A 16,048-nucleotide genomic window follows, 5' to 3' on the forward strand; every position below is an offset into this window, starting at 1 on the left:
TGTCCGACGAAAGAGAGCTTCATTCTCCCGGAAACAGGAAGGGGTTCAGGCTGCTACGGGCAAACCCTTCCTGTTCCATGCGGGCGTCCAGGATCAGGGATGCCAGATCGTCCGCTACCGGCTCCACCGCCGGGTCTTTTTCCTGATAGAGCAGCTTCAGATAGGTGCCGCAGTCGCCACAGCTTTCCGCTTTGATCGACGCCAGCTCACTCTCCAGCGACCAGTAGTGCAAGTCGCGCGTCTGTTCGCAGTTACTGCATTTTGAGCGCACCACGTACCATTCGCTTTCGCAAAGGTTGCAGTGCAGATAGCGCAGGCCCTCCTGGCTACCCATATGCACCACGCTGGCGACCGGCACGCTGGCGCAAACGGGACAGAACTGCCGCTGTTCGCCATATTCAGCCCGCGCTTTACCGGGGATCAGCGCGGCCATCTGCGCCCAGTAAATCGACAGCGCGGCCCAGATAAACGGCGATTTATCACTGCTGATCTGCGCAAAATCATTGGCAAACAGCGCGCTGGCCAGGGTTTCCAGCTCGGCAGCCGAGGCTTTCTCCAGGTTTTCCAGCGAAGCTAATGCCTGGCCGGTCATCTCAGGTTTCATCTCAGCAATCAGCGAGCTAAGAAGACGCTGCCAGTGCGGATCTCGCGGCAGCGTATGGATATCCAGCGGCGGCTTGCCCGTGGCAGCCGTTTCCACCAGCCTGGCATAGAGATCCATCTGCAGAGGATGATCGTACAGCACGATTTCCTGCGCGCTGGCGACCACGGCGGCAAAGCGCAGATAGTCACCCAGCGGATTTTTCTCCGCCAGCTGCCGCAGCCTTGCGGCGCGGCGGCTGTATAAATTTTTCAGCCTGGGGAAAAGTAACGGCGGGATCTGCTCCGCCGTTTTTTGGTCGCTTTTTTCCAACTGGTCCTGCGGGATTATGCGAATACTCATCAGGGACGTTTTTCCTGTGGTTTTGGGTGCCGCGCGCGTACGGCACGATACCAGCGCGGATGATGCTTTTTCGCCCAGGCGTGAGTGACCCAGCCTTCAACCATCGCGGTAATCGTCCCTTTTATCCACAGTGCGGCATAGATATGCACCATGATTACGATAATTAAAGCCACCGCCGAAACGGAGTGCACCACCAGAGCGAAGCGAATAACAGGGATGGCAAAGGCACCCGCAAAGTAAGGCCGCCAGATCACCACGCCGCTTGCCAGTAACAGCACTAAGCTAAGGATAGCAGCCCAAAATACGCACTTCTGACCAAAATTATAGCGCCCGGTATCCCCGACTTCCCTGTTTTGCACAATTTTATAAATATTTTTCGCCCAGAGCAGATCCTCACGTTCGATCAGGTTATGTCGCCAGTAGCGGAAAAACATCAGTAAAAAGGCAGCAAACATCACTACGCCAATAAAGGGATGCAGGATGCGCGCCAGCTGCGGCGTCCCCAGCACATGCAGCAGCCAGTTAAACGAGGGGAAGAAAAACCCCAGGCCGCTCAGGGCCGCAAAGAGAAAACAGATCGCCACAATCCAGTGGTTAATCCGCTCAGGCGCACTGTAGCGTTGAATGTGGTGCTTTTTCATTTCCGATCCTCCTTGTCATGGGCTTCGTCCTCATCCTCTTCCACACGGTTCGGCCCGACGCCGACATAGTGAAAAACGCTGGCAGCAAAGGTGGCGGCAAAGCCAATCGCCGCCAGCGGTTTCCAGATCCCTTTCCAGAAGGTGACCGCCGGACTGATGCCGGGATCGTCTGGCAAACCATGATAGAGCTGCGGTTTATCAGCGTGATGAAGCACATACATGACGTGCGTGCCGCCCACGCCCTGCGGATCGTAAAGCCCTGCATGGGCATAGCCCCGGCTTTTCAACTCACGAATGCGCTCTGCGGCCAGCTGCTTCATCTCCTCTTTGCTGCCAAAGTGGAGCGCGCCGGTTGGGCAGGTTTTCACACAGGCTGGCTCCTGGCCGACAGCGACCCGATCGACGCAAAGCGTACATTTATAGGCGCGGTTGTCCTCTTTATTCAGACGAGGAACGTTGAACGGACAGCCAGCGATACAGTACCCACAGCCGATACACTGCTCCGACTGAAAGTCTACGATACCGTTAGCGTACTGAATAATCGCTCCCTCTGCGGGACAGGCTTTCAGGCAGCCGGGATCGGCACAGTGCATACAGCCGTCCTTGCGGATCAGCCATTCCAGCTTGCCGTACTCTTCTGTCTCCGCGAAGCGCATCACCGTCCAGGATTTGGCGCTTAAATCGCCAGGGTTGTCATACACCCCGACGTTGTGGCCGATTTCATCACGGATATCATTCCACTCTGAGCAAGCCACCTGACACCCTTTACAGCCTGTACAGGTAGTGACATCAATAAGCTTTGCGACCTGCTGCTGGTGATCCCGCGCCTGCGGCGGTGGCGTTAGGGCGTTTGTTGCTGAACGGCGGAGAATATTCTGACTTTGTAGTGACATAGCGTATTCCTTTACACTCTCTCGACGTTAACAAGAAAAGCTTTGTATTCAGGTGTTTGTGAATTGGCATCCCCCACAGAAGGGGTCAGCGTGTTGGCCAGAAAGCCTTTACGCGCGCTCCCTTCAAATCCCCAATGGCAGGGGATACCAACGGTATCGATCTGCTTGCCATCGATGGTTAATTGCTGCAAACGTCGGGTTACCACTGCTTTAGCTTTAATGTAACCACGCTGTGAGCTGACTTTTACCCAATCTCCGGCCTTAATGCCTTTGGCTCTGGCCAGCTCTGTGCCAATCTCAACAAACTGCTCGGGCTGGGCAATGGCATTCAGCCGGGCATGTTTGCTCCAGTGGCGGAACAGTTCAGTGATGGAGTAGGTGGTAGCGACACAGGGAAATTTATCTGCCTTGCCCAGTGCCGCCGCGTCGCGGCTGAACAGGCGAGCTACCGGATTGTAGACCACATCCGGGTGCAGAGGGTTAGTGCCCGTGGGGCTTTCCATCGGCTCGTAGTGCTCCGGGAAAGGGCCGTCGCCGAGTTTATCCAGCGCAAACAGGTGCCCCATGCCGTCTGGCAGCATGATAAACGGGCCACTCTGTTTTTCTGGTGCCGCCGTCACCGGGTAATCCGGCACGTCCAGGCCTTCCCAGCGCTGACCGTTCCATTCGATAAGTTTGCGCTGCGGATCCCATGCTTTACCCTGCGGATCGGCTGAGGCACGGTTATAGAGAATTCGCCGGTTCAGCGGCCAGGCCCAGGCCCAGTCGTTCACCGCCCCCAGCCCTGACGGATCGGCATTGTCGCGCCTTGCCATCTGGTTGCCCGCAGGCGTCCAGCTACCGGCGTAAATCCAGCAGGCACTGGCGGTGGTCCCGTCATCACGTAGCTCGGCAAAGGAGGTGAGCTGCTGCCCTTTTTTCAGCACCAGCTTGCCCTCCGCATCCACCACGTCGGCCAGTGCCTTGCCGTTATTCTCTTTCGCCACTTCTTCAGGCGAAGGTGACGCCGGGTCACTGTAATCCCAGTTCATCGCTAACAGCGGTTCAGCTGCCACGCCGCCCTCCTCGCGGTAGAGCTGGCGCAAACGCAGGTAAATATTGCCGAGAATTTTACCGTCATGCATCGCTTCGCCCGGCGGGCTGGCTGCGGCCCAGTGCCACTGCAAACAGCGGGAGGAATTGGAGACAGATCCCTCCTCTTCGGCAAAACAGGAAGAGGGCAGACGGAATACTTCTGTCTGGATCTCACTGGCCTTAACGTCGTTAAATTCGCCATGATGCTGCCAGAAGCTGGCAGTTTCCGTGCTCAGGGGATCGATCACCACCAGATATTTCAGGTTCGAGAAGGCGCGGAAAGCTTTGTTCTTGTCCGGGAAGGCGGCCAGCGCGTTAAAGCCCTGCACGATATAGCCATTCATTTTTCCCTCAACCATCATTTCGGCCTGGGTCATACAGTCGTAGCTTTTATCCCACTTTGGCAGCCAGTCAAAGCCCCAGCTGTTCTCTTTCTGCGCCCTGTCGCCGTAGAAGCTTTTCATCAGGCTGACAAAGAACTTCGCGGTATTCTGCCAGTAGTTAACCTGACCCGGAAGCAGCATGGCTGGCGTGGTTTGTTGCAGGTATGCTTCCAGCGTGGTTTGTTTTTCTGAAGGCAACGTCAGATAACCCGGCAGGCTCTGGGAAAGGAGTCCCAGATCGGTAAAACCCTGCACGTTAGAGTGGCCGCGCAATGCATTAATGCCGCCGCCAATCATCCCGATATTACCTAACAGCAGCTGTATCATAGCGGCTGCCCGTATGATCTGGGAGCCATTGGAGTGATGCGTCCAGCCGAGCGCATAAAGCACGCTGGTGGTGCGATCCGGCACACAGGTTGTCGCGAGCTGCTGACAGATAGCCAGGAAATCCTCTGATGGCGTGCCGCAAATCCGGCTGACCAGCTCAGGCGTGTAACGGCTGGCGTGCGCTTTCAGCAGATTCCACACACAGCGCGGGTGAGTCAGCGAGTCGTCACGCTTCGCATGGCCTGCTGCATCCAGTTCATAGTGCCAGCTGGTTTTATCATACTGACGTGTGGCCTGGTCGTAGCCACTAAACAACCCCTCCCGGAAGCCATAGCCTTCACTGATTATCAGCGCGGCATTGGTATAAGCTTTCACATACTCATGCTGAACCTTGTCATGTTCCAGCAGGTAATTGACCACGCCCATCAGGAAGGCGGCATCGCTACCTGCACGCAGAGGCGCATAGATATCAGCCACGGCGGCGGAGCGGTTAAAGCGCGGGTCAACCACGATGACGGTGGCATTGTTGCGGGTTTTCGCTTCCACCACCCATTTGAATCCTACCGGGTGCGCTTCTGCCGGGTTACCGCCCATAATGAGGATAACGTTGGCGTTTTTGATATCGGTCCAGTTATTGGTCATTGCACCGCGGCCAAAGCTTGGCGCCAGAGCGGCCACGGTAGGCCCGTGGCAGAGCCTCGCCTGGTTTTCCAGCGCCAGCATGCCCATTGAGCGGGCAAATTTATGGTCGAGCAGGCCGGTCTCGTTGCTGGCGGCGGAAGAGCAAAGCATGCCCGTTGTCAGCCAGCGGTTTACCGTTGTGCCCTCGCTGTTTTTAATCTGGAAATTCGCATCGCGATCGTTTTTCATCAGGCGAGCGATGCGCGTAAAGGCTTCGTCCCAGCTGATGCGTTGCCAGCGATCGGAACCCGGCGCACGGTACTCCGGGTATTTCAGCCGTTGTTCACTGTGAATATAATCCAGTACGCCAGCGCCTTTCGGACACAGAGAGCCTCTGCTCACCGGATGGTCCGGGTCCCCTTCAATATGATAAATGGCGGAGTGGGCATTTTTTGCCCCGTCGCCAAGGCTGTAAATCAGCATGCCGCAGCCCACAGAGCAGTAGGTACAGTTATTGCGCGTCTCTTTACTGCGCAGTAATTTGTACTCGCGTACCGAGGCCAGTGCTGCTGTTGGCGTAAAACCTAATAAGGTCAGAGAAGTACCGGCCATCCCTCCGGCACAGATCTTAAAAAAGCTTCGTCTGTTCATTTTCATTGTTATCTGCTCACTCTACGTTCCTTGAATGCGCAAAATAACAGGCTGAAAAGGGCATTATTTGATGGTAATCAAGAAGTCAGCTGTTTATTGCTATTCAATTAACAATTTAACTACTTATGGGTATCATTCTGCGGTTAAGTCCTCTTAACGACCAGTAACTTAAGATGAGTTTTAATGTTCTCCTGAATTTCTCCTTATCAAGCCTCCCTTACCGGCCTGGAAAGTGCTGTCTCGCCTTGTCGCAGTGGCTAAACCATTGCGGTTAGCAGGTGACAGGTTCAGAATCTTTGCACGCGCTGGAACGCAGATGATTAAAGCATGGCCGCCTTTTTTGAAGAGTCGTGATAACAGGTGAAATGCAGGTGAATAAAAACGGTGGGAATATGAGTGAGATCGCGGGGTTAAGTCAGGTACAGGTCCGGCAGCGCCGTTCGCTGGAGACGCCAGAGGATGACTGGCTGGCCGACGAGGTTCCGGTGGCGCTGGTCTATAACGGCATCTCGCACGTGGTGATGATGGCCACGCCAAAAGATCTGCAGGCATTCGCGCTGGGCTTCTCGCTCTCTGAAGGGATTATCAGCTCGCCTGCCGATATCTATGGCATCGATATTCACCCCTCCTGCGGCGGTATTGAGGTTCAGGTTGAGCTTTCCAGCCGCCGTTTTATGGGACTGAAAGAACAGCGCAGAGCGATGGCCGGGCGCACGGGCTGCGGCGTCTGCGGCGTGGAGCAGCTGGAAGAGATTGGCAAACCCATTCAGCCGCTGCCGTTTACCCAGACCTTTGAGATTGCCCGGCTGGATGAAGCCCTTTCCCAGCTGAAAAGCTATCAACCCGTCGGACAGCTTACCGGCTGTACGCACGCTGCGGCCTGGATCCTGCCGGACGGCAATCTGGCCGGAGGCTGTGAAGATGTCGGGCGGCATGTGGCGCTGGACAAGCTGCTGGGGCAACGCAGCCAGCAGCCGGAATGGCGGCAGGGCGCGGTGCTGGTCTCCAGCCGTGCCAGCTATGAGATGGTGCAGAAATCTGCAATGTGCGGCGTCGAAATTCTCTTTGCCGTCTCAGCCGCCACGAAGCTGGCCGTTGAGGTAGCCGAGCGCAGTAATCTGACGCTGGTAGGCTTCAGCAAACCGGGAAGAGCCACCGTATACACGCATCCGCAGAGATTGGTGTAATATTGAGCAACTTTTAGACACATGGGATGTGACATTATGCGAAAGCCTTACCGTATTGAAAGTATCACTTTGCAAGACATCGGTGTTTTTGAGCATATACATTTTGATTTTCCAAAAATCAAGAGGGTCGGACAGGATGTCAATAAAGCCGAAATTCATATTTTTACGGGTCCGAACGGCTGTGGTAAAAGCACCCTTCTCTATGCACTGGCAGCGATTTTTGATTCTGTCCCTTTTGACAATGAACTGATAAAAAAACGTTTCAGAAATACCGGACTGGTTGACTATCGCTTTGATGGTCTTGATTTGAAATACTTTGGCAACGAGCCTTTGCCTCCAGTCCCTGGCACGGGCAGCATCGCCTCATTTTCCTCGTCAACCCTTCTTGATAGCTATCGAAATAGTGTTTATAAAAAAACGAATTCCCCTGTGAGTTTTGCTGCTTTTGCCTATTCAGGTAACCGAAACAGTGAGGGTCAGTTTCGACTCGATTCCATTAAAGAAGTAGAAAGCTCTCCCTTTGAGAACGCCTTATCATTTAACTCTACTGTCAGGATAGATGTATTAGCCCAGTGGATTGCTAATAACCGCACAAAGCATGCGCTTTCATTGTCTGAGAATGAGCTTGAAGAAGCTGAACACTATCAACATGCTTTGAAAAAAATTGGCGAGTTTATTTTCGATGTTTCCTCATTGAACGTCTCTTTTAGCCTGAAAAGAAAGCCGCTTGAGGTGGTTGCTATAGTTGATGGGCAAGAGATGCGTTTTGAGGTCTTACCGGAGGGATTAAAATCCATTATTTCATGGGTGGCCGATTTGTCATTACGTCTTGAAGCCATTACATGGAAAGAGAAAGGGGACATCTTTTCTCAGCCAGTCATTCTTTTCCTCGATGAAGTAGATATCCATCTCCACCCTAAATGGCAGCGTCGTATTCTTCCTGCTATCCAAAAATTATTGCCTGAGGCACAAGTTTTTGTTTCTACTCATTCACCTTTTGTCGTGGGCTCTGTTGAAGATGCATGGGTCTACCGCTTGCCCGATCCGCAATGCAAAGTTTGTCGTGATCCCTCTGTCCCTGAAGTGATTGCCCCAGTTGAGTCAGGCGCAGGTAAAAGTTATCAGCTTATCCTTGAAGAAGTGTTTGATGTCAGCGAACAATTTGATGTGGAAACTGAGCAACTATTAAAACGATTCAAAGAGTGTAGAGATTTTTATCTGCAAAACCCTCAGGACGATGGTGAATTGATGATGTTGGCCGATAAAATTCGTGAGAGAGGTGATGAGCTGGAAATAATTATTGAGATGGAACTTCGGCAGATTACACGCCGCTTAAAAGGATAAGGGCCAGGGAATGAGGAAAATGATTCGGGTAGAGCAGCCACGTTGTCTGGCTCTCAGAGGATCTGAATGGACAGAGCGTTATAACACAGCCAGACGATTAAATCCTGCCGCGACTTTTCGCTGGTATTCGAGAGCATGTTACGCAGATATCCGCACGGCTTTGCAGGCTACAACGCAACACCACTGCGCATTTTGTGATGGCTTTATTGGAAGTGAAGGGCGGGAAACAATTGAACACTTTTGTCCCAAAAGTCGCTTCCCAGAACAGGCATTTGCCTGGGAAAATTTGTTTCCCTGCTGCGATGTCTGCCAAAGCAAAAAGTTGGAAACATACCATGAACTGCTGATCAAGCCCGATGAAGAAGATTACCAGTTCGAAAACTACTTCATCTGCAATTATGGCAGTGGGGAACTGCAACCTGCGCCTGATGCCAGCGAGTTTCACAGGTTGAAAGCAGAAAAAACTATAGAAGTTTATGGACTTAACCTGCCAGTCAGGAAAAAGGCAAGAATAAGAGAGTTGAAAAAGTTTCGGGCCGTAGGCGAAACAATGCATATAGATGAGTTTCCTTACCGCTACTATCTTGCTCCTTAAGCCAGGACTACCTCTGCCAGACTGTTCTTCAGGGCAGCAAAAGCGGGAAGCGTGGCCGCGCCGCTGTCGGTGATCAGGAGGGATACCTGCCCGATATCGGCATAGTTTATCCGGCTGGTCAGCCCTAATTTGCTGTGATCGGCCAGCAAAATCAGCTGTGCGGACTGCTGTACCATGGCGCGGGCAATGGCGGCTTCGTGAGGATAAAAGCTGCTGGCACCCTTTTTACTGTCAATTCCTACCGGCGACATCATTGCCACGTCTGCGCGGTAGCGGTAGATCTCCCCCACCGTCAGTTCGCCACGCGTCTCGTGCGCCCCGGCGAGCATATTGCCGCCCAGCAGAACAATACTGTTATTCAGCGCCTCATGCTCCTCAGCCGCCGAGAGCTTAAGCGCCGCATTCAGGCTGTTGGTTATGATGGTTAAACCTGACATGGTTTTCAGCTCTTCTGCCAGCATCGTTGTGGTGCTGCCTGCGTCCAAAAACAGCGTTTGCCCCGGCTTCAGACGCTGCGCGGCCGCCCGCGCAATGGCCCGCTTTTCTTTCGCCCTGGCTTCGCTACGCACGGTAAGAGGCGGTTCCGGTGCCGCATTCAACGCCATCAGTCCGCCATGCACGCGGCGGGCTAATCCCATCGCCTCCAGCTCAATAATATCTCTTCTGGCGGTTTCCCTGGAGATGCCCAGCTCCCTGACAATGCGTTCGGTGCTGAGGTGATTCAGGGTGGTCAACAGGGCGCGAATGCGATGTAAGCGGGTTTCCTGCAACATAGCGTTTCCTTTTCCATGAAAAGAGCCTGGCGTCACGGAGAACCCAGGCCTCTTATTGTGTATTTCATTGTATTTGTGTATTTGGTTGCATTCCAGCAAAACTTTGCCATGATAAGGGGAGTTGGGCGCCCCTCTGCCCGCCCATTCTCACTTTGCAACGGGAGTTCTTATGGCTACACGTTCGACAATTATGGACACCAACAGTTTTCGCGCCGAGCACGCCGAAGGCCTGGAGGCTGACGTACGCAAACTGACAGATAAACGCAGCAAAGTGCTGGGTGAATCTTACCGTCTGTTCTACCGTAAGCCGGTGCATCTGGTGCGGGGTGAGGGCCAGTATCTCTGGGATGCCACCGGGGATAAATATCTGGATGTCTATAATAACGTAGCCAGCATTGGTCACTGCCATCCGGCGGTAATTGATGCGGTATATCAGCAGATGCAGCAGCTGAATACGCACACCCGTTACCTGCATGAGCGCATTCTGGACTATTCAGAAGAGCTGCTGGCGACAATGCCGGCCGGGATCGATCGGGCGATGTATATGTGCACCGGTTCAGAAGCCAACGATCTGGCTATCCGCGTGGCGCGCGCCCACAGCGGCGGCACCGGGATTATCGTCACTCAGGAAGCCTATCACGGCACCAGCGACCTGACATCTGGCGTATCGCCTGCGCTGGGAACGGGACAGCCGCTGGCAGCAACGACCCGCCTGGTTTCCCCTCCCGACCATTACCGCGTCAACGCGCCAGATTTGGGCGAGTGGTTTGCGAACGAAATCCAGAAGCAGATTGATGATATGGCCGCGCATGGCATTAAGTTTGCGGGCTTCCTCGCCGATTCTATCTTCTCTTCAGACGGCGTGCTGCCGGGGCCAAAAGGCTTCCTGAAGCAAGCGGTTGATGTGGTGCATAAAAATGGCGGGATCTTCATTGCTGATGAGGTGCAGCCCGGCTTTGCCCGTACCGGCGAGGCGTTCTGGGGCTTTGCCCGTCACGGCGTGGTGCCTGATATCGTCACTACCGGCAAACCGATGGGTAACGGTATCCCTGTTTCGGCGCTGCTGGCGAAAAGCGATGTGCTCGCCTCGTTCAGCGACGATATTCCCTATTTCAATACTTTTGGCGGCAACCCGGTAGCGATGGCGGCGGCTCAGGCCGTACTCAGGGTCATTAAAGAAGAGGGGTTGCAGGAGCACAGCCGTGTGGTGGGCGAGAAGCTGCTGCGTGAATTGCTGACGCTGAAGGAGAAATATGAGTGCGTGGGAGATGTTCGTGGCGCCGGGCTGTTTATTGGTTTTGAGCTGGTAACGGATAAAGCCAGCAAAACGCCTGATAAGCAACTGGCGCTGGACGTCACCGAGAAGCTGCGTGAAAACCATGTCCTCACCTCCGTCGCCGGGCCTTATGGCAACGTGCTGAAACTGCGCCCGCCGTTGGCATTCCAGGAGAGCGATATTGACTGGCTGGTTGGGGCGCTGGATAAATCGTTGGCAGCATTAGGGAAATAATGGCTTAGATCGATTTGGTGTCACGCTACAGCCAAATGGCATAAAGCTGTCGTTGCGCCCGCTAAGGCGTAAACCCTTATTAACGTCGGGGCATTGATAACCCTTTTACGGATCGTTTATTTAACTATAATGATCCGACTGCTTACGCGGTGCTAACAGAAACGGCGCCGCTCACCCTTAAATGGAGATGATGAACATGAGTTATTCACTGCCATCCTTACCGTATGATTACGACGCACTGGAACCGCATTTCGACAAGCAGACGATGGAAATCCATCACACTAAACACCACCAGACTTACGTCAACAACGCCAACGCGGCGCTGGAAGGCACCGAGTTTGCCGACCTGCCTGTTGATGAGCTGCTCGCTAAACTGGATCAGGTTCCAGCTGACAAGAAAACCGTACTGCGTAACAACGCGGGCGGCCACTCTAACCACAGCTTCTTCTGGAAAGGCCTGAAAACCGGCACCACCCTGAGCGGCGAGCTGAAAGCGGCTATCGAAAAAGATTTCGGCAGCGTTGATGCATTCAAAGCTGAGTTTGAAAAAGCGGCTGCAACCCGTTTCGGTTCAGGCTGGGCGTGGCTGGTTAAAAAAGGCGACAAGCTGGCTGTGGTTTCCACCGCCAACCAGGACAGCCCACTGATGGGCGAAGCGATTTCTGGCGCATCCGGTACCCCAATCGTGGGTCTGGACGTGTGGGAACATGCTTACTACCTGAAATATCAAAACAAACGCCCTGATTACATCAAGGCGTTCTGGGAAGTGGTTAACTGGGATGAAGCCGCAGCGCGCTTCTCAGCCGCTAACTAATTTTCCACCACGTTAAATCGTGACCATAAACCGACGAAGTCCGCTTCGTCGGTTTTTTTATTGCCCGCTGGGTGTCGCCAGCTAATTCTGTTGTCCCATCCCTGGCAGCAAATCATCGCCTTTGCCCTCTGGTCGCGTTATTGCCAGCAAGCTCACGTTTCTCATCAGCACAGAAAAGAAGTGATGAACTTTTGCTGGCATTGCGACACTCAGTTCAGATTATGAACTTTCTGGAGGACTTTATGTTTCCGGCACTTCCTTTAACTTCAGTACAGGTAAAAAGAAGCGACCCTCAGACGGTAAAGCTCTGGGAAGCGCTGCCGGGCCAGCATCGCGGTGAAACGGTGCTGGTTTCGCCTGAGTTGATGAATGAACTGAATATTGCTCAGAGCGTAATCGATGCCGTTAAAGATAACCTCGTGCACGGAACCGGTAATCAGAAAACAGACTATATGCTCTCCAGGGGCCAAAGCTATCACCATGCTGTTGCCGCCCGTTACTTACGGGATGTTGATTTCCGCGGGGACGATCGGGCTATTGTTAAATCGGCTTTGGCAGTTCGGGGAGGCACCTGTGGTGAACACTCCGCCCTTGCCATGGCTTATTTATCGAATATGGATTTAACCCGTCCGGTTTTTACTTATGCCGTTGAAAATCATCCCGATCATCAATTGAATGTGATTGGCGATTTGCGTGAACCCCGCCGGGCTGTGGTGGTGGATTCATGGCCAGTTTTTGCCCGTGCGCATCTTGCCGATAATGCCGCGCTTCGGCCAGATAGTAACCGGCTGCTGGATGTTCATTTGCCAGGTTCCGCTCCCAAAATGGAGTTAGATGAACTTGCCGATGTGAAACTTGTGGATGAAGAGCGGATTGCTCATATTAATCAGCAGAAACAGATCCCCACCTATCATCAGGTATTAGAAAATCCGGGCAGCGTCAGGCTTGAAGGGCGAACGCACGGTCTCCGCAATGTTGGGGTGCGCTATCAGAACCGGGATAACGCGGCAGAGGTATTAGAGAATATTGCCGACCGTGCTGTTTATGAGCGACAGGCGATGGCCATGCAGCAGGCACGTCGCTATTTCCCTGAAGGGGACGATAGCTGATGCCTGCTTCTTCTGCTTTCGCCCGACTGATGCAACCGCTTTTACGTCACCTGAACGTCAGCGCACCGGCGCTGGCAGAAAATCAGGGGATTAATATCGACTTTAAGCATGCAGCCATGCAGTTTACTCCCCTGAACAGCGATGAGCTTCTGATCGTAGCCAGCCTGGGTTGTGTACCTGCGGAACATCAGGAGGAGCTGGCGTGGCTGTTGCTGGAGCAAAATAGCTTTGACCAGCCTGCGCCTGCCATAAACCTCTCTGTTCTGGGAAATCAGAAAACAGTGCTTCTCTGGAGCCGTGAACGTTTTGTGAACATGGACAGCAGTACGCTTATCGTACTGTTTGAACGGTTAGTCGATAGAGCAAACGAAACGGCCCGGATAATTTCAATCCAGCGGTAACAGACTTCCCGATAAAAGTATCAACTGATCTTCGGGCCTGTGGCTTAACAGGCCGAGTGAAATGCTGCCTGTAGCAATTATCCCCCCGCATTATGCTGGCCAGACGAGTCTCGCTGGTTTTAACCGCTTATATGGCTGGATGTCTGGATGGCTAATACCATTTCGTGTTAGCTTATGCGCTTTCGTTCGTTGCCAGCCGTGCCAATCCAATAAAAAATGCGGCGACACGTTTTATCATCTGCCAGAGAATTTCGCCCATGACTGCGTTAAACCGCCTCGAAATGCGTCAAATCTCCATCGCTTTTGGCGGTTTCACAGCCCTGAACGGCGTGGACTTCAGCCTTGAAGGCCATTCGGTACATGCGCTGACGGGCGCTAACGGCGCAGGAAAATCGACGCTGATGGCGGTGTTGTCGGGGGCTTACGATCATTACAGCGGTGAAATTTTGCTGGATGGTCAGCCCGTAACCATCCGCTCTCCGCGCGACGCGAAACAGCTGGGCATTCATCTTGTGCAGCAGGAAGTGGACGTGGCGCTGGTGCCTGTGCTCAGCGTGGCGGAAAACATCATGCTGGACAGGCTGGCAGAAGGCGGACAGATTTATCGCTGGGGAGAGATCCGGAAACAGGCCAGAGCGCTTCTGGCGCAGCTGGACGTTTCGCTGGACGTTCGCCAGCCTGTCGAACGCTGTACGCTGGCGGAAAAACAGCAGATTTTGCTGGCAAGGGCGCTCTCTCATCACTGCCGCTTCCTTATTCTTGATGAACCTACCGCGCCGCTGGATCAGCATGAAAGCGAGCGCCTGTTTGCGGTCGTGCGCCGTCTGCAACGCAGCGGCATCGGCGTGGTGTTTATTTCTCACCGTATTCATGAACTGCGCGCTATCTGCGACCAGCTCACCGTGCTGCGTGACGGTCAGCTGATTGAAACCTGCCCCATGGCACAGCTGGATGGCGAGCAGATTGTCGAGAAGATGCTGGGCCATCAGCTGGATGATATCTATCCCCCGCGTCGTCCGCCCTTCAGCCAACAAACGCTGCTCAGCGTGGAAGGCCTGCACGACGATGCGCTGCTGCACAACATCTCCCTGACGCTGCGTAAAGGCGAAATCCTGGGGATTGCCGGGCTGGCCGGTGCGGGGAAAACGGAACTTTGTAAGGCTCTGTTTGGCGCTACCCGCAGCCGGGTTGAGCGTGGAGAGCTGCACGGTAAACCCTGGAAGCCCTCTTGGCCCCATGCTGCGGTAGAGAAGCGTATGGCGCTCATCCCGGAAGAGCGCCGCAAAGAGGGCATCTTTATTGATGAGTCGGTAGCGATGAACCTGAGCGTGACGGCGGACAACAGCTTCTCCCGCTGGAGCCTGTTTGGCCACCGGCAGGCCTGGCAATGGGCGGAAGAGGTCATCAAGCGGCTGGGCGTGCGTACCACCGGCCCACAGCAGACATTGCGTCGTCTGTCGGGCGGTAATCAGCAGAAAGTGGCCATCGGCAAATGGCTGCGCAATGACGCCGACGTGCTGATTTTTGATGAGCCGACTAAAGGGGTAGATGTTAAAGCCAAAACTGATTTATTTGAGCTGATCGACGGGCTGGCTCGCCAGGGAAAAGGAGTGATTTACGCCTCTGGCGAATTCTCTGAACTGGTCGGCCTGTGCGATCGCATTTGCGTGCTCTGGGACGGGCGTATCGTGGCAGAAATGGATGCCAGCGACGTTGATGAAGAGACACTTTTACTTTATTCCACCGGAGGTACGCCTGCGTGAGCAGCAAAGATCTTTCCCTGAAGGGGGCGCCCTCTGTGCGTCACCAGCTGTTTGAATTTCTCTATAAATGGGGGATGTTGCTGACAGTTGTTGCCCTGATCGCAGCATTTGGCCTGGCGTCCGACAGCTTCCTTGAGCCGACGAACATCATCAATATCCTGCGATCTATCGCTATCGTAACGGTGATCGCCATTGGCGTGTCGATTTCCCTGACTATCGGCGGCTTCGACCTCTCTGTCGGGTCTACCGCGTCGCTGGCGAACTCGCTGGTGATCTCGCTGTTCGTCTGGTACGGCTACGGCTCAACGCAGGCGATAGTTATCACTCTGTTGCTCTGTACGCTGGTAGGACTGTTTAACGCCTTTCTTATCGTTATTCTGCGTATTCCCGACATGTTAGCTACCCTGGCCAGCCTGTTTGTCGTTCAGGGTGTGGCGATGACCTACAGCTTCGGCGGCTCTATTACGGAAAATATGGTGTTGCCGAGCGGTGATATGGCGGAAGGCACTATTCCGGCCAACTTCTCGCTGCTGGGACAGGTTCCCACCATCGTTATTATTATGCTGGTGGTGACCGTGCTGGCGCAGTTGGGACTGTCGCTGACCAAGCATGGCCGCCGGATGTATGCCATTGGCGGTAATCCTGAAGCGGCGCGGCTGTCGGGTATTCGTACCAACCGCTATCGCGTGCTCGCCTATGTTATCGCCTCTTTGCTGGCGGGATTGGGTGGGATTTTACTGGCTTCCCGCATCGGTTCTTCGCAGGTTAACGCGGGTGGCGGCTACCTGATGGATGCCGTAGCCGCGGCATGGATCGGCTTCTCGCTGGCGGGCTCCGGCAAGCCGAACGCGCTGGGAACGCTGGTGGGGGCCATTATTCTCGGCGTGCTGCAGAACGGACTGGTGATGCTCTCCGTGCCCTATTACGCCATGGATATTATCAAAGGCTTAGTGCTGGCTGTTGCACTGGCGATTACTTACATACAGCGCCGATAGGCGCTTTACACCGACCGACAGGGT

At 54.1% G+C, this 16,048-nt stretch carries 14 protein-coding genes; 9 read left to right on the top strand and 5 right to left on the bottom strand.

The window, feature by feature from the left end:
- Positions 1 to 19: 19 nt before the first annotated feature.
- Genes fdhE through fdnG form a run of 4 tightly spaced genes read right to left on the bottom strand, consistent with a single transcriptional unit; the run spans position 20 to position 5,539 of the window.
- A complete protein-coding gene (fdhE, locus tag SD961_RS03410) occupies positions 20 to 943 on the bottom strand; it encodes a formate dehydrogenase accessory protein FdhE (protein WP_318788998.1) in 924 nt (307 codons plus the stop codon).
- A complete protein-coding gene (fdoI, locus tag SD961_RS03415; protein ID WP_318788999.1) occupies positions 943 to 1,584 on the bottom strand; it encodes a formate dehydrogenase cytochrome b556 subunit in 642 nt (213 codons plus the stop codon). Before fdoI ends, fdhE begins: the two co-directional genes overlap by 1 nt.
- Positions 1,581 to 2,477, bottom strand: a complete 897-nt coding sequence (gene fdxH / locus SD961_RS03420; RefSeq protein ID WP_318789000.1) for a formate dehydrogenase subunit beta — start codon at positions 2,475 to 2,477, stop codon at positions 1,581 to 1,583. Before fdxH ends, fdoI begins: the two co-directional genes overlap by 4 nt.
- 11 nt (positions 2,478 to 2,488) lie before the next feature.
- Positions 2,489 to 5,539 (bottom strand): formate dehydrogenase-N subunit alpha, encoded by a 3,051-nt coding sequence (gene fdnG, locus SD961_RS03425; protein WP_318789001.1) that lies wholly within the window; start codon positions 5,537 to 5,539, stop codon positions 2,489 to 2,491.
- 386 nt (positions 5,540 to 5,925) lie between these two features.
- On the opposite strand from fdnG, the gene fdhD reads away from it, so the two are divergent.
- From fdhD to SD961_RS03440, 3 genes are read left to right on the top strand one after another with little or no spacing between them, the layout of a single operon-like run.
- Positions 5,926 to 6,720 (top strand): formate dehydrogenase accessory sulfurtransferase FdhD, encoded by a 795-nt coding sequence (fdhD, locus tag SD961_RS03430; protein WP_412916648.1) that lies wholly within the window; start codon positions 5,926 to 5,928, stop codon positions 6,718 to 6,720.
- Positions 6,721 to 6,756: 36 nt separating this feature from the next.
- Entirely contained in the window at positions 6,757 to 8,064 is a 1,308-nt protein-coding gene (locus SD961_RS03435; protein WP_318789003.1) for an AAA family ATPase, read from the top strand.
- Positions 8,065 to 8,074: 10 nt separating this feature from the next.
- Positions 8,075 to 8,659, top strand: coding sequence for a hypothetical protein (locus SD961_RS03440; RefSeq protein WP_318789004.1), 585 nt, complete (start codon positions 8,075 to 8,077; stop codon positions 8,657 to 8,659).
- On the opposite strand, the gene SD961_RS03445 is transcribed toward SD961_RS03440, so the two are convergent.
- The gene (locus SD961_RS03445) at positions 8,656 to 9,432 is read right to left on the bottom strand and encodes a DeoR/GlpR family DNA-binding transcription regulator (RefSeq protein WP_318789005.1); all 777 of its coding nucleotides are present in this window, start codon (positions 9,430 to 9,432) and stop codon (positions 8,656 to 8,658) included. The genes SD961_RS03440 and SD961_RS03445 overlap by 4 nt on opposite strands.
- Positions 9,433 to 9,601: 169 nt before the next feature.
- Between SD961_RS03445 and SD961_RS03450 the strand changes: the two genes are divergently transcribed.
- The 6 genes from SD961_RS03450 to SD961_RS03475 all read left to right on the top strand — a co-directional run bounded on the left by SD961_RS03450 (position 9,602) and on the right by SD961_RS03475 (position 16,024).
- Positions 9,602 to 10,942 carry an aspartate aminotransferase family protein gene (locus SD961_RS03450; RefSeq protein WP_318789006.1) on the top strand — a complete coding sequence of 447 codons (1,341 nt, stop codon included), beginning with the start codon at positions 9,602 to 9,604 and terminating at the stop codon, positions 10,940 to 10,942.
- A 196-nt stretch (positions 10,943 to 11,138) separates the two neighbouring features.
- Positions 11,139 to 11,756 carry a superoxide dismutase [Mn] gene (gene sodA / locus SD961_RS03455; protein ID WP_318789007.1) on the top strand — a complete coding sequence of 206 codons (618 nt, stop codon included), beginning with the start codon at positions 11,139 to 11,141 and terminating at the stop codon, positions 11,754 to 11,756.
- A 242-nt stretch (positions 11,757 to 11,998) separates the two neighbouring features.
- On the top strand, positions 11,999 to 12,865 hold the full coding sequence (locus tag SD961_RS03460; RefSeq protein WP_318789008.1) for a hypothetical protein: 867 nt from the start codon (positions 11,999 to 12,001) through the stop codon (positions 12,863 to 12,865).
- Positions 12,865 to 13,266, top strand: coding sequence for a CesT family type III secretion system chaperone (locus SD961_RS03465; protein ID WP_318789009.1), 402 nt, complete (start codon positions 12,865 to 12,867; stop codon positions 13,264 to 13,266). Before SD961_RS03460 ends, SD961_RS03465 begins: the two co-directional genes overlap by 1 nt.
- A 257-nt stretch (positions 13,267 to 13,523) precedes the next feature.
- Entirely contained in the window at positions 13,524 to 15,029 is a 1,506-nt protein-coding gene (locus tag SD961_RS03470) for a sugar ABC transporter ATP-binding protein (protein ID WP_318789010.1), read from the top strand.
- Positions 15,026 to 16,024 carry an ABC transporter permease gene (locus SD961_RS03475; RefSeq protein WP_318789011.1) on the top strand — a complete coding sequence of 333 codons (999 nt, stop codon included), beginning with the start codon at positions 15,026 to 15,028 and terminating at the stop codon, positions 16,022 to 16,024. The genes SD961_RS03470 and SD961_RS03475 overlap by 4 nt, the downstream gene beginning before the upstream one ends.
- Positions 16,025 to 16,048: the final 24 nt, after the last annotated feature.

This window comes from Erwinia sp. MMLR14_017 (assembly GCF_033657285.1).
In the GTDB taxonomy this organism is placed as follows: Bacteria; Pseudomonadota; Gammaproteobacteria; order Enterobacterales; family Enterobacteriaceae; genus Erwinia.

Coding starts and splice junctions, on each gene's coding strand:
- SD961_RS03440 (WP_318789004.1), top strand. CDS start 8,075: ATGAGGAAAATGATTCGGGTAGAGCAGCCACGTTGTCTGGCTCTCAGA.
- fdxH (WP_318789000.1), bottom strand. CDS start 2,477: ATGTCACTACAAAGTCAGAATATTCTCCGCCGTTCAGCAACAAACGCC.
- SD961_RS03465 (WP_318789009.1), top strand. CDS start 12,865: ATGCCTGCTTCTTCTGCTTTCGCCCGACTGATGCAACCGCTTTTACGT.
- fdhE (WP_318788998.1), bottom strand. CDS start 943: ATGAGTATTCGCATAATCCCGCAGGACCAGTTGGAAAAAAGCGACCAA.
- SD961_RS03470 (WP_318789010.1), top strand. CDS start 13,524: ATGACTGCGTTAAACCGCCTCGAAATGCGTCAAATCTCCATCGCTTTT.
- sodA (WP_318789007.1), top strand. CDS start 11,139: ATGAGTTATTCACTGCCATCCTTACCGTATGATTACGACGCACTGGAA.
- SD961_RS03450 (WP_318789006.1), top strand. CDS start 9,602: ATGGCTACACGTTCGACAATTATGGACACCAACAGTTTTCGCGCCGAG.
- fdnG (WP_318789001.1), bottom strand. CDS start 5,539: ATGAAAATGAACAGACGAAGCTTTTTTAAGATCTGTGCCGGAGGGATG.
- fdhD (WP_412916648.1), top strand. CDS start 5,926: ATGAGTGAGATCGCGGGGTTAAGTCAGGTACAGGTCCGGCAGCGCCGT.
- SD961_RS03460 (WP_318789008.1), top strand. CDS start 11,999: ATGTTTCCGGCACTTCCTTTAACTTCAGTACAGGTAAAAAGAAGCGAC.
- SD961_RS03445 (WP_318789005.1), bottom strand. CDS start 9,432: ATGTTGCAGGAAACCCGCTTACATCGCATTCGCGCCCTGTTGACCACC.
- SD961_RS03435 (WP_318789003.1), top strand. CDS start 6,757: ATGCGAAAGCCTTACCGTATTGAAAGTATCACTTTGCAAGACATCGGT.
- fdoI (WP_318788999.1), bottom strand. CDS start 1,584: ATGAAAAAGCACCACATTCAACGCTACAGTGCGCCTGAGCGGATTAAC.